The organism is Pseudoalteromonas mucoides, from assembly GCF_049257175.1.
Lineage (GTDB): Bacteria > Pseudomonadota > Gammaproteobacteria > Enterobacterales > Alteromonadaceae > Pseudoalteromonas.
Window position 1 is genome coordinate 20,017 of the sequence record NZ_JBMMUC010000026.1, and the last position, 14,017, is coordinate 34,033.

Consider the following 14,017-nt stretch of genomic DNA (forward strand, 5'->3'; position numbering starts at 1 on the left):
TGCTGCTATCTAGCGTTGATAAAATTTGAATCATGTATTGGCAAATAACAGGCCAGATTTACGAGCTGCAGCTTAACGCTCTATTGCTGCAGTTTTTTTAAAGGCCGAAAAATAAAAATCAGATAAATCTTTTGTACTGTACAAGGTGTGATGCAAAATTCGCTCTAAGCCTTTATAATAAAGGCTATGCCCTGCCTCTATGAGACCAAACATGAACGACGAATACATTGAAATAGAATTAGAAGAAGAACCCATTGAACTATGCAAGCTGCTCAAAGTTCTTGATTTAGTTGAAGGTGGTGGCCAAGCAAAGAACCTAATTAGTGAAGGCTATGTTGGTGTTAACCATGAAATATGTACAATAAAGCGGAAAAAATTATACAGTGGTGATGTACTTGAATTTGATGGTGAATGGTTTCAATTAACATTAAGTGAAGATGCTACTCCGGCTCAAAGACCAGTACAAAATACGCAACCTGAGGTAACAAAAACAAGCACTACAGAAACAACACCGGCTAAAAGTAAGCGCAAACGCACCAAAAAGCCAAAAGTAGATGAAAAAACAGGTCGTCGCCCTATTTCATTTGGTTAATTGATTTAAGCCCACGCCTTAGCTTGTAAATTAACTCACCGTCGTCTTTAATTACCTTTTTAGAATAATAATTAAGAAGGTAATTATGGCGAACCCTACCCCGCCAAGCTGGCTAAAAAGCACCGCTTGGGCAGCGCTTGTTTGGAATTTATTAGGTGTTATTGCCTTTATCATGCAGATGCTGATGACACCTGAAATGATAAATAAACTTCCTGTAGAACAACAAGCTGCATATTCTGACACGCCTCTTTGGTCAACAGTTGCATTCGCAATTGCGGTATTTGGAGGCACCTTTGGCGCGATACTTTTAATTCTTAAGCGCTCCCTTGCTCGCAGTGTATTTGCATTATCGTTAGCGGCTATTGCCGTACAACAATTTTATAACTTTATTATCATTAACAGTGTAGAACTGCTTGGCGCAAGCGCCGTTTTTATGCCTATTTTTGTCATTATCATCGCGATATTACTTCTGTTAGTCAGTCATAAGGGTATTACAAAAGGTTGGTTAAAATAATTTTTTCGAAATGACTGCTTCGTGATACTGATTACTTGAAATATGAAAATTAAGGACCAGATCAGTTAAATGAAGTGTATAAAAATAACACAAGTTTATTTTGGTATGCACTTTGCAATTGATTAAATAATTAAGAGGTTACGCTATTAAGTAAGCGATTAAATTTACGATTTAAGGATATTCATCATACCTAACCGGTATCATAAAGGGGCATATAATGAGCAATAGTTTTGACACCCAAAAACAACTCACTATTAACGGTGAGCAATTTCACATTCATTCATTACAGGGACTCGGGGATAAAGCCAAGCGACTGCCTTTTTCGCTCAAAGTTCTGCTTGAAAACTTGTTACGTAATGAAGATGACGTCAATATAAAGAAGCAAGACATTGAAGCTTTACTTGATTGGGACCCTCAGGCTAAACCCAGCGCCGAAGTGGCATTTACTCCCGCGCGTGTGGTGATGCAGGATTTCACAGGTGTGCCAGCAATTGTTGATTTAGCCGCAATGCGTGATGCCATGGAAAAACTCGGTGGTGATCCGGCCAAAATAAATCCCCTTTCTCCTGCGGAACTTGTTATCGATCACTCAGTACAAGTTGATGGTTACGGCGATGATGGCGCATTTGATTTAAATGCCAAACTCGAATATGAACGCAATAAAGAGCGTTACGAATTTTTACGTTGGGGCCAAACTGCTTTTGATAACTTAAAAGTAGTGCCACCCGCTACCGGTATTGTTCACCAAGTAAATTTAGAATATTTAGCACGAGTGGTATTTAATGAGGAGCGCAACGGCCAAAAGTTTGCTTACCCTGATACGCTTGTTGGTACGGATTCTCACACGACTATGATCAACGGCTTAGGTGTACTTGGTTGGGGTGTAGGTGGCATAGAAGCCGAAGCGGCTATGCTTGGCCAACCTATTAGCTTATTGATCCCACAAGTGGTCGGTATGAAGCTTGATGGCCGCCTACCTGAAGGAACCACTGCAACAGATTTAGTACTCACTGTAACTGAGATGCTGCGCAATCATGGTGTTGTAGGTAAATTTGTAGAGTTTTATGGTGATGGCCTTGCTGACTTATCATTAGCGGATCGTGCAACTATCGCTAACATGGCACCAGAGTATGGTGCTACTTGCGGTATATTCCCAATTGATGACGAAACAATTAACTACTTACGCTTAACTAACCGTGATGAAACACAATTAAAGCTCATTGAAGATTACGCCAAGCACCAAGGCTTATGGCGTAATGCTGGCGATGAAGCTCATTACACCGATAAGCTAGAATTAAAACTTGATGATGTAGTGCCAAGCCTAGCTGGCCCTAAACGCCCGCAAGACAGAATCGCTCTTGATAAAGCCGGCGATATAATTGGCGATCACTTAAAGGATTTTCAGGATGAGCGAATGGCCTCGCGAGATAAGAGCGATGAACAACAAGCTCGTATAGAAAGTGAAGGGCCAACCACAAACCCCGACGAACCCGTTGATGAAGCGCAATTTATGGGCGCAGCAAAGGTTAACTTTAAAGGCCAAGAGTTTGAATTAAACGATGGTGCATGCGTAATTGCAGCCATAACTAGCTGTACTAACACCTCTAATCCAAGTGTAATTTTAGCTGCTGGTTTAGTCGCACAAAAAGCGCGTCAGTTAGGCATTAATGTAAAACCTTGGGTCAAAACCTCATTAGCGCCTGGCTCACAAGTTGTGACCGATTACTTAAAAAACGCTGAGTTAATGGATGATTTAGAAGCGTTAGGCTTTAACCTTGTTGGCTATGGCTGTACCACATGTATTGGTAATTCAGGGCCACTACCCGATGAAATTTCTCAAGCAATTCAAAAACACAAGCTAGTCGTTAGCTCTATATTATCGGGTAACCGCAACTTTGAAGGACGTATTCACCAAGATGTGAAGATGAACTTTTTAGCATCTCCTCCTTTAGTCGTTGCTTATGCGATTGCAGGTCGTACTGATATCGATGTATACAATGAGCCTTTAGCACAAGATAGTAACGGCAATGATATTTACCTGAAAAATATTTGGCCAAGTGTCAGTGAAGTAAACGAATTAGTTAAGAAAACAGTCACGAAGGAAATGTTCGCTAGTAGCTACGGTAATGTCTACAAAGGTGATGAACGCTGGCAACAAATTAAGATACCTGATGGCAAATTGTATGACTGGAATGATGCATCTACATATATCAAAAAAGCGCCATTTTTTGATGGCATGAGTGTTGAACCACCGGGTATTCCAAGTATTAGCGGCGCACGCTGTTTGGCTAAATTAGGCGACTCAGTGACCACCGATCACATCTCACCTGCTGGCGCTATAAAAGCCAGCGCGCCTGCTGGCGAATACTTACAACAGCATGGGGTTGAAAAATCACAGTTTAATTCTTATGGCTCCCGCCGTGGTAACCACGAAGTGATGATGCGCGGCACCTTTGCCAATGTAAGATTAAAGAACCTACTCGCGCCAGGTACCGAAGGGGGCGTAACACGTACGCAACCAGATAATGAACTTGCCAGTATTTTCGACGCAGCAATGGCGTATCAAGAGCAAGGTATACCTTTAGTCGTTCTTGCAGGGGCTGAGTATGGCACGGGCTCATCACGAGATTGGGCTGCTAAGGGTTCTTTATTATTAGGTGTTAAAGCCGTGATTGCACAGAGTTACGAGCGTATTCACCGCTCTAACTTAATTGGTATGGGCGTATTGCCTTTACAGTTTAAAGATGGCGAAAGTCATGAATCACTAGGGCTTACAGGTCAAGAGCAATTCGATATTGAAGGCTTGTATGACAAAACTAATGAAGTCAGTGTCATTGCTACCAACAGTGAAGGTAAGCAAGTGAGCTTTAGCGCTGATGTCCGTATTGATACACCGAAAGAGTGGGACTACTATAAGCATGGCGGTATCTTACAGTATGTATTAAGAAATATGCTGCAAGAGTAAATCAATAAATAAATGGGGGTTGCTTACAACCCCCAATCCACCCCAATTTGATTCAAAACAAACCACATTCCATATTATTAGCTACACTTAGTTACATGAAAGCTAAGGTGAAGAGTGTGTGCCTAATCTATCCATTACTAAAATACTTAAAGCATTTATAATCTCAGGGCTGTGTCTAATATTACTCGGTCACTACTTGCTTGTATCTGACTTGTTTGGTGCTAGCAATAGTGTACAAAGAATCACATTCAGTGCGGTATGTATCGCTATTGGTGTTTTATTCTCTTTACCAACAAAGATTTACTTAACAATTTACCTTATGCATCTTGAAGCTGAGCATAATAAACTGACAAAGGCTGCGCTCAATGCTACAGATAAGTAAACGTTTTAGGGTCGTTGTTCAGTTACTGCTATGTATTTATTGCACTTTCAGTCATGCTAAGCAAAAGATTACAATTGCCTCTGGTAACTTTGCACCTTACTTTTCAGAACAAGGAATAAGTGGTGAGGGCTATTTTGACCTCGTACTTTTAAAAGTGTTGTCTGAACATGGATATAAGAAGTTAGATCTGATACCACTAAATAATGATGCTATAAAGCGTTATTTTGTAAGTAAAACTGCGGATATCGCTATTAACTACACAGCTTTACCGCCCGTTAATAGCTACCCATCTAAGTACAGAGTTAAGTTTTTAAATCGTGTAATACTACCCGCTCAACACTGGACTAAAAAAGTTGAAAGCCTGCATGATTTAAATAACCTCACTATTGGTAGCTTTATAGGTGCATCTGACTTATTTGGTAATGAGTATCGTAAACTTACGCAGCTAGAGTCGGTGAAATACATAGAGATTGGGAATCAACAAGCCCTCAATAAGCAACTTCATAAGAATAAGATTGATGTTCGAGTGGGTGATTACTTAGTCTTCTACTGGCACACAGCCCACTTAACTGCTCTGGATCCTAATGATTATATTTATTTAGATTTATTAGACTATCAGGGATCATTTATCCTGTTTCACGATAAAGACCTAAGAGATAAATTTGATCAAGGCTTAAAGCTATTAATACGCTCAGGTGAGCTCAAAGCCATAACTACAAATTGGCTTCAGCAGTATAAATTACCCATACTCATCGAACAGCCGCTTTTCTCATTAGAAAAGCCCCATCAAAAAGAAAAGTAATGTTTGGTATTAAACACCTAAAAATACTAAGTTTTGCCCTTAAAATAGCTTAATGCGATTGTTCTAGGGTATTATTGCGCTGTTCTAATTGTGATTTTACTTGCTCTGCATCATCAAATAATTTTTGTATAACGATGGGATCATAAGCGCTTGTGGGAGATTTTTTCAGTGGGATCCCGCCTGACTTAGCACTGCCTTTAAGTATTGAAGTGTCTTCAGCCGCAACCACAGTGACATCATTTGGGTCTAATACCACTTGCTCACTGTTACCCTTGGGGTTGGGTTGATCAGAATAATGCCATTGCCCAGTATCATCTTGCCATTTATATATGACAGTTGTAGAAGGCTTTGCACCAGATGTAACCTTTTCCACCACCTTACTACTAGTGTCCGTAACTAACTTTACAGCTTGATCAAGCGTATCACTTGAAAGCGCAACCATTTGCTCTTTTAAAGCGTCAGACTTACTTGTTACTTGCTCTGTAGTTAGCCATGCTTGCCCATCCGGGCGCTTCAAGTAAAATAGCGCCACAACACTTATAAGCAATACCATCACAGCTAGATATGCAAAGTACTTCATTTTCAATCCTTTGAGATAAGTTGATATGAACTAAAAACTACCCTCATTGGTAGCGAGCAATAATTCTATCAAGCTCACCACTATCTTTCAGCTTTTTTAAAAAACTATTAAATGCATCGGCGCGCGCTTTACCTCTCGAGGTATACGAAAACTGCAATTGAAGAGGTGCTTTTCCTACATTAAAATCACTAATATTTAGCTTTTTAAACTCAGGGTACTTTATACAATACCAATTAAAGACTGCCCGAGACATAACCGCAAATCGCTTACTCTTTAAAGTACCACTTTGAAGGCTCTGCAGCATTGTTAAATCTGAATAAAAGTTTTCTCGATGAAAAATCTTATTTTTAACTAATGACTCATATTGCGGGTATATATAACCATAGCGACCTAGTAAAACCCCTGAAGCAGACTTATTTTTGGCCTGAAATATGTCAGGATCAACATCACTGCCAACAATGACAGCATCCTCAACTGGAGCTATACCATCACTCCAGTAATATTGGCGGTTATCAACTTGCCATATTTCGGACTCCATTCTGGCATCAACATCGTTATTATGCACTAACTTAGCTGAACGCATTTCTGGCACATATACATATTCTATTTCATAGCCTGACTCTGTTGAAAACCTTGATAAAACATGATTTAAAATGCCTTTTCTATCACTACCTGAAAAATGGAAAGGAGGGTAATCTTCGTCAGGCAAAGCTACGCGAAAGGTATCAGAAAATGCCTGGTTAGATATTAAAAGCAGTAAAATAACAAAAATTTGTTTCATTATGAGCACGTATAAAGTCGTGGTTATTAAGTATACTGTAGTCAAAAATGAAAAACGCAGCTAGGCTGCGTTTTAGGAATATTCAGAGAACTATTTAGGATTAAATCCCATCACCATCAATATGTAGACCACATTCACGATTTAAACCAAAGAAGCGCGTTTCTTCTTCCGTCATACCTGGTTCTAGTTTTCGGGTTGTATGAACATCGCCCATAGACACATACCCTTGCTCCCAAAGTGGGTGGTAAGGTAAATCATGCTTAGTTAAATATTGATACACATCGCGGTTAGTCCATTCAATAATTGGATAAACCTTCACTGTTCCTCGGCTGATTTCAACAATTTGTTTATCTGCACGGGTAGACGCCTGATCACGGCGCAGGCCACTAAACCAAGTACCAGCATCAATCTCTTTTAAAGCACGGGTCATCGGCTCGACTTTATTAAGCTGATTATATTGCTTAATGCCCGCTTCGCCTTGCTCCCACAATTTACCAAATTTAGCTTCTTGCCATGCAGGACTTAACGTTGATTTATACACTTTTAAATTAAGTGATAAACGCTCCGTCATCTGCTCAATAAACTGGTAAGTCTCAGGGAATAAATACCCAGTATCAGTCAGTACTACAGGTATATTTGGGCGCTGTGTTGTTACCAAGTGCAACATCACAGCAGCTTGAATACCAAAGCTTGATGATAAAAACTGTGTATCAGGCAAATTATCCAGCGCCCATACAACACGCTGCTCAGCGCTCATATCTTTTAATATGCCGTTAGCATCAGCAAGTAAAGCAACTTGGCTTTCTTTATCGAGCTGTAATATGTTTTTAAATTCACTCATAGTAAATTCCAAACCTCAGCAAGCGTTACCGCTTGCTTTTAAATTAAGCGTGAAAATCGGTGACTGACACTTTAACTTCAGCAACAATGCCTTTACGAATCACAAAGTCACCAAAACATTCGCCGTCGTTACGCTCACTTGCCCATTGACCAATTAGCTTGTCAAAGGCATCTAGGTACACGTCTTCACCGACATTTTCTAAATACAATTTAGGAATACGTGTGCCTTCAAGGTTACCCCCTAAGTACACGTTATATTTTCCAGGTCCTTTACCCACTAAACCAGCTTCAGCCAACATTGCACGACCACAACCATTTGGACAACCGACAACACGCATTATAATGCTGTCATCAGGGATACCATGCTTGGCTAGCAGTGCTTCGGTCTTTTCAACTAAGCTTGGTAAGTAACGCTCAGCTTCTGCCATTGCAAGCGGACAAGTTGGCAATGCTACACACGCCATCGAGTTTTTGCGTTGCTCAGTGTCTTTGTCGTCAATTAATCCGTGATTACGAGCAATTTCTTCGATCACTGCTTTTTGATCGGCTGGCACACCGGCAATAATTAAATTTTGGTTCGCCGTCATGCGCATATCACCTTGGTGAACTTCGGCAATTTTACGACAACCTGTTTTCAGTGGCTTATCTGGGTAATCTAAAATACGGCCACTTTGAATAAATAGCGTTAAGTGATGCTTGCCATCAATCCCTTCAACCCAACCAATACGATCGCCACGGTGAGTGAATTCAAATGGGCGACTAGGTGCAAATTTAACACCGGCACGCTTTTCTACTTCCGCTTTAAATACATCTGAACCAACACGGTCTAAAGTGTATTTAGTTTTTGCGTTTTTACGGTTTGAACGATTACCCCAATCACGTTGTACTGATACCACATGCTCAGCAATTTTTAACGTGTCTTCTAGGGCAATAAAACCAAAGTCATCCGCTTTACGTGGATACGTAGCAGTATCACCGTGCGTCATCGCAAGACCGCCGCCGACTAATACGTTAAAGCCAACTAGCTTTCCATTTTCTGCAATTGCCACAAAGTTTAAGTCATTTGCATGTACGTCCACTTCATTATTAGGTGGGATCGTCACAGTGGTCTTAAATTTACGCGGTAAGTAATTAGACCCTAAAATCGGCTCTTCAGTGGTTTCTGCTTTTTCGCCATTTAACCAAATTTCTGCATACGCTTTAGTTTTTGGTAGCAAATGCTCTGAAATTTTTGCTGCCCAATCGTATGCTTCCTGATGAAGCTCAGACTCAACAGGGTTCGTGGTACATAGTACGTTACGGTTCACATCACCAGCTGTTGCGATTGAGTCGATACCCACGCTATTAAGCATTTGGTGCATGCCTTTAATATTTGGCTTTAATACGCCATGAAACTGAAACGTTTGACGTGTTGTTAAGCGGATACTACCGTAGCTGGTTTTCTCATCAGCAAATTTATCAATCGCAAGCCACTGTTCAGGCTTGATAATACCGCCAGGCATACGTGCACGCAGCATTACATTGTGTAGTGGCTCAAGCTTTTGCTTAGCACGCTCACCACGAATATCGCGGTCATCTTGTTGATACATACCGTGGAAGCGAATTAACTGAAAGTTATCCGCGGTAAAACCACCGGTGATCTCGTCTTTTAAATCTTGCTCTATAGTGCCACGTAAAAAGTTACTTTCTCTTTTCAAACGCTCGTTATCAGAAAGCTTTACGTTTTTATCTTGTTCGCTCATTTTAAATCCTAAATTTGTTACAGTGACGGCTGTTAGCTGTTAAATAAAATAAGAAACGTGATTAATACACGTCTTTCTGATAGCGATTTGCGCTACGTAAGTCTTTTAAATACTGATCTGCATCTTCAAAGCTCTTACCTGTATTTTCGCTGATGATATCAACCAAGGCATTGTGTACGTCTTTCGCCATACGGTTTGCATCACCACAAATGTAGATGTGTGCGCCCGCTTCTAACCATGCAAAAACGTCCTTACTGTTTTGGCGAAGCTTGTCTTGTACATAGACTTTTTCAGCTTGGTCGCGACTAAATGCCACATCAACTTTGCTCAATAGGCCTGATTTTAAATAACCTTGAATCTCTACTTGATACAAGAAGTCTTGAGTAAAGTGTGGATTACCGAAGAACAACCAGTTTTTACCCGATGCTTCTCGCGAATCACGCTCTTGTAAAAATGCACGGAACGGCGCAATACCCGTACCAGGACCGACCATAATCACTGGTGTTTCGTCATTGCTTGGTAAACGGAAATTATCGTTGTGCTCACTAAATACTTTTACTTTACAACCTTCTTCAGCACGACGAGCTAAATAACCAGAACAGCCACCTAAGTGTTCGCTGCCAAAGGCGTCAAATTCAACCAGTCCAATTGTTAAATGCACTTCGTCCTCAACCTCAGCTTGGCTTGAGGCGATTGAATATAAGCGCGCTTGCAACTTACGTAGGCAATCAACGAGTGTTTGTGCTTCGACTTGTGCTGGATTTTGGCGGATCACATCAAATATTTGGCGTGGTTCAATGTATTCACGCATTGCCGCTTTATCTTCTACCAGCTTTAATAACTCTGGTGTCCCCGTTGCCACTGCGTACTTTTCAACAAAGCCTGGGTAAGATTGCGTCAGCTCTAATTTTTCAATTAATGCATCGCGGATAGTTAGCTCTTCATCGCCAAGCTTAACTGGGCTTGCAGCATCTATTTGTGTCAGTTCAAGTACTTCGTCGACCAATACTTCATCATTTAAGAAATACACACCCAGAGAGTCACCCGGCGTGTAAGTAATATCGGAGCCCTCAAGAGAGATTTCAACGTGGCGAACATCTTTAGTAGAATCACGGCCGGTAATCTTTTGCACCGTACTAAGCTCTGCCGCAAATGGGTTTTGCTTAGTGTATTGGCTAGCAGCCGCTGCTGGTGCGCCAAATGGCATAGAAACAACTTGGCCACCTGTATCTTGCTGTGCTTTTAAGTCAGGCTCAAAGGCATCTAATGCGCCAGTGATCCAAGTAGCTGCTTCATCATCGTAATCAACATCTAAATCAGCGCGCTGGTAAATTGTCTCTGCGCCTAATTTATTTAAGCGCTCTTCAAAATCTTTGGCTGTCTGGCAGAAAAATTCATAGCTTGAGTCACCTAAACCAATTACCGCGATTTTAACGCCATCGAGTTTAGGGGCTTTCTTAGTGGTTAAAAATTCATGTAGTGTTTCTGCATCTTCAGGCGGCTCACCTTCACCGTACGTAGACACAACAACAGTTAAGAACTTTTCTTTTTTCAACGCCGTTGGTTTGTAATCGGCCATGCTCACTAATTTAACAGCTAAACCGCGTGACTCAGCCTGCTCTTTAAGCTTAGTTGCAACACCTTTTGAGTTACCGGTTTGCGAACCATATAAAATAGTTAGTGCCGCTGCTTCACCTGCACTCGGTGCTGCGCCCACAGCTCCACCAAGGGCTGCAGTATTTGCATTCGCAGCAAGGTAACCACTCACCCAAGCTTGCTGAATTGGATTAAGCTCAGCCACTAAACCTTGTAGCTTTTGTACTTGCTCTTGCGATAGCGGGCTTGCCGCTGCATTGAGTTGACCTAACAACATGAATTCGTCCCCGTAACCCTAAAAGTTAACTGCAAAATGACTACTCTAGATAAGTGAATCACTTTGCCTAAAATTTGTTTCGACTTTAAAGCGTTAATGCTCGCTCCAAAGATTTCTCTGAGAGTGAAGAATAGCGGGGTATTGACGAATAAAAAAAGAATAGAATCTGCTTTGTTATTCCATTTAGTTATGGAATTAGATTATTTCCTTCAAAAACAGATTAAAGAGGAGTTTGAGTTTTCGTATTACACTTGATCTTCAGCTTACCTATTAAAATATCTCGCTAATTGGTTCCACTGAATTTCAGGCATACAAAACACGCTTTAGCCGTATCGATTTAATAGAACTTGTTATTTCGTGGTTGCGGGAGCCAGAGTTTATGAAGAGTGAATGCCTCACGCAGTGATGACAATCTCCGAGTTAAGTGAATAAGCCTTTACTTGTTCTGTAAGATTTAAACAGTAGGACATAATCAAATCGGGCAATCGCATTGGTGCCAATTGTGTACCTTAAAGGCGTGTATCTGAAACTCTGTTGGGTGGCGCCTTCGGCTAAACCAACCTACCTTTTGACGTAGGTCGGATAAGTGGCGAAGCCACGCCATCCGACAATAATGATGAATTTACCAGAAATAGCCCGACTTACCGCGTTTAACCGAAGATCGGCTAAGTGCCATAAGGGGACGGTGGTACTAACTCGTTTATGCCCCAAAATGTATTTAGGCGAATGCCTCAAAAGAGCGATAACCGGACATTGAGATTGGCTAAATATCGTTGTTAATTGATTAGTTAAACTGCTCCTTGCGCATATATTCATAAAAATGAGCGCTGTGCGCATATTGGTTCATTAACTTTACCTAAAAAATTTACAAAACTTAGTGATAGTAATGCCTTATGTAATTTGTTAAAACTATATAAAGTAGATAAATGAGCGTGGCGTCAGCAGAAATATGCGCGATGAGCGCACTATTAAATTATTATTATATTCCTAGAGTTTCATCAACATGGAGAGTTATAAATGAGAGTATCGCTTTTTAGTTTTGTTTTACTTTGTTCACAGTTTTCATATGCATCAGATTTGATGTTAGCTGAAGAAATTAAGTTGCAGTCCAATTCACTTGGTGAAAAAAGAAACTTATTAATAAAGCTGCCAAAGAAATATCATGATGAAGGTAATTCATACCCAGTACTATACGTACTGCACGGTCAATGGGATATGCTTTCAACTTTATCGACTATTGATTTATTAGAAGATCAAATTCCAAACTTTATTGTTGTCGGTATCGAAAGTAGAGGAAAAGAACTTAGCCCTGAAAACGGAAAAACAACGCCCTTTGCTAACTTCCTTGCGAAAGAAGTCGTTTCCTTTGTTAATGATAAATACCGAGTTGCACCTTATACAATTTTATCTGGGCACTCTAATTCAGGCCGTTTCGTCTTAGATTATTGGTTAAGTAATAACCCTGCTTTTTCAAAATACTTCGCTTTCAGTCCTTCTCTTGATGATAATTACATCTTAGATATGGTATCCAAATCAAAAATTCAGGCTTTAAAAAAGAAAGCTCCTCTTACGATCACCATCGCAAATGAAGGTGAACATATGCAAGAGCCTTTTACTGAATTAACTCAGAAGTTAAGTAGCTTATCTGAAGGTTCTTTTGAATTCCAAAAATTCCCAGAGCAATCTCACAGAACCACTAAACACTCTTCTATGCAATATGCTTTACAATCAACATTTACGGGCTGGGAACCAACCTACGAAGTAAAAACTTCAGGATTAGATGGTTTAAAAAAACACTATACAGATTTATCTGAAAAGTTTGGGTTTAAGGTTTCTGTTCCTAACGAAACCTTGCAAAGGCTAACAGCTCATTATGCAATTTCTGAAAATACTACAGAAGAACTTAACAAGCACATAGCTTTCACAATTAATCAATCTTCAGATGGCATAGACTCATTGTTTGAAATATCTGACTATTTGTCTAGCAATGGATATAAAGATGCTGGTGAGAGTATTTTTAGTGAAATATGCAATCAGGTTAAAGGTGACCAAAGGTGTAATGACTAGAGAGGGTATAACAAGAGACTAAGGTTACGACCGTCCGCTGTTGGCACAGAGCCGTCCTTCGGCTCTAACTCATTTTTGTCCATAAACAAGTTTACCCGACCGTCTGCTTCTCGCTCAGAGCGGCCTACCAGGTGTGGGCGACTTCAGGTTAAGAGTACCCCAAGCTTTTCACTCTCTAAATTTCAGACATAAAAAACACTCATAAAGAGAGCCGATTTATTTTTACATTTTATTTCAGTGGTTGCGGGAGCCAGAGTTTATGAAGAGTGAGTGCCTCACGCAGTGACGACGACCTTTGCTGGCTAATGGAGAGCTGAGCCCGACGAGCTATCCATTTCACTAAATTTCAGACATAAAAAAACACGCTTTAGGCGTGTCTGTTTAATATTCTAAATTGTAATTTCAGTTGGTTGCGGGAGCCGGATTTGAACCGAGAACCTTTGCTGGCTAATGGAGAGCTGAGACCGACGAGCTATCCATTTCACTGAATTTCAGACATAAAAAAACACGCTTTGGGCGTGTCTGTTTAATATTCTAAATTGTAATTTCAGTTAGTTGCGGGAGCCAGAGTTTATGGTGAGCGAACCGACGACCTTTGCTGACTAATGGAGAGTTGAGACCGACGAGCTATCCATTTCACTGAATTTCAGACATAAAAAAACACTCATATAGAGTGTCGATTCATTATTACATTTTATTTCAGTTGGTTGCGGGAGCCGGATTTGAACCGACGACCTTTGCTGGCTAATGGAGAGCTGAGACCGACGAGCTATCCATTTCACTGAATTTCAGACATAAAAAAACACTCATATAGAGTGTCGATTCATTATTACATTTTATTTCAGTTGGTTGCGGGAGCCGGATTTGAACCGACGACCT

General features: G+C 40.6%; 11 protein-coding genes and 1 tRNA gene (1 of these 12 cut by a window edge). 6 read left to right on the forward strand and 6 right to left on the reverse strand.

Going from position 1 to position 14,017, the window contains the following annotated elements:
- Positions 1 to 211 precede the first annotated feature (211 nt).
- The 5 genes from AAEU30_RS20755 (at position 212) to AAEU30_RS20775 (ending at position 5,255) form a co-directional block, all read left to right on the forward strand.
- Positions 212 to 592, forward strand: coding sequence for an RNA-binding S4 domain-containing protein (locus tag AAEU30_RS20755; RefSeq protein WP_421962188.1), 381 nt, complete (start codon positions 212 to 214; stop codon positions 590 to 592).
- A gap of 85 nt (positions 593 to 677) precedes the next feature.
- A complete protein-coding gene (locus AAEU30_RS20760) occupies positions 678 to 1,106 on the forward strand; it encodes a hypothetical protein (RefSeq protein WP_421962189.1) in 429 nt (142 codons plus the stop codon).
- A 217-nt stretch (positions 1,107 to 1,323) separates the two neighbouring features.
- Positions 1,324 to 4,071, forward strand: a complete 2,748-nt coding sequence (acnA, locus tag AAEU30_RS20765; RefSeq protein WP_421962190.1) for an aconitate hydratase AcnA — start codon at positions 1,324 to 1,326, stop codon at positions 4,069 to 4,071.
- Positions 4,072 to 4,189: 118 nt separating this feature from the next.
- Positions 4,190 to 4,453 carry a hypothetical protein gene (locus AAEU30_RS20770; protein ID WP_421962191.1) on the forward strand — a complete coding sequence of 88 codons (264 nt, stop codon included), beginning with the start codon at positions 4,190 to 4,192 and terminating at the stop codon, positions 4,451 to 4,453.
- Positions 4,437 to 5,255, forward strand: coding sequence for a transporter substrate-binding domain-containing protein (locus AAEU30_RS20775; protein ID WP_421962192.1), 819 nt, complete (start codon positions 4,437 to 4,439; stop codon positions 5,253 to 5,255). Before AAEU30_RS20770 ends, AAEU30_RS20775 begins: the two co-directional genes overlap by 17 nt.
- A 49-nt stretch (positions 5,256 to 5,304) precedes the next feature.
- Here AAEU30_RS20775 and AAEU30_RS20780 read toward each other — a convergent pair whose 3' ends face one another.
- From AAEU30_RS20780 to AAEU30_RS20800, 5 genes are all read right to left on the reverse strand, one after another.
- Positions 5,305 to 5,835: a DUF4124 domain-containing protein gene (locus AAEU30_RS20780; RefSeq protein WP_421962193.1), complete on the reverse strand. Its 531-nt coding sequence runs from the start codon at positions 5,833 to 5,835 to the stop codon at positions 5,305 to 5,307.
- A gap of 43 nt (positions 5,836 to 5,878) precedes the next feature.
- Complete coding sequence (locus tag AAEU30_RS20785) at positions 5,879 to 6,616, reverse strand: substrate-binding periplasmic protein (RefSeq protein WP_421962194.1); 738 nt, start codon at positions 6,614 to 6,616, stop codon at positions 5,879 to 5,881.
- Positions 6,617 to 6,716: 100 nt separating this feature from the next.
- Positions 6,717 to 7,457 (reverse strand): phosphoadenylyl-sulfate reductase, encoded by a 741-nt coding sequence (locus tag AAEU30_RS20790; RefSeq protein WP_087532777.1) that lies wholly within the window; start codon positions 7,455 to 7,457, stop codon positions 6,717 to 6,719.
- Between the two features lie 43 nt (positions 7,458 to 7,500).
- Complete coding sequence (gene cysI, locus AAEU30_RS20795; RefSeq protein ID WP_421962195.1) at positions 7,501 to 9,198, reverse strand: assimilatory sulfite reductase (NADPH) hemoprotein subunit; 1,698 nt, start codon at positions 9,196 to 9,198, stop codon at positions 7,501 to 7,503.
- A 61-nt stretch (positions 9,199 to 9,259) separates the two neighbouring features.
- Positions 9,260 to 11,071 carry an assimilatory sulfite reductase (NADPH) flavoprotein subunit gene (locus tag AAEU30_RS20800; protein ID WP_421962196.1) on the reverse strand — a complete coding sequence of 604 codons (1,812 nt, stop codon included), beginning with the start codon at positions 11,069 to 11,071 and terminating at the stop codon, positions 9,260 to 9,262.
- A gap of 1,017 nt (positions 11,072 to 12,088) precedes the next feature.
- On the opposite strand from AAEU30_RS20800, the gene AAEU30_RS20805 reads away from it, so the two are divergent.
- Positions 12,089 to 13,138: an alpha/beta hydrolase gene (locus AAEU30_RS20805; RefSeq protein ID WP_421962197.1), complete on the forward strand. Its 1,050-nt coding sequence runs from the start codon at positions 12,089 to 12,091 to the stop codon at positions 13,136 to 13,138.
- Between the two features lie 846 nt (positions 13,139 to 13,984).
- Here the strand turns inward: AAEU30_RS20805 and AAEU30_RS20810 are convergent.
- Positions 13,985 to 14,017: transfer RNA gene (locus AAEU30_RS20810), tRNA-Met, on the reverse strand; it runs 144 nt beyond the window's last position.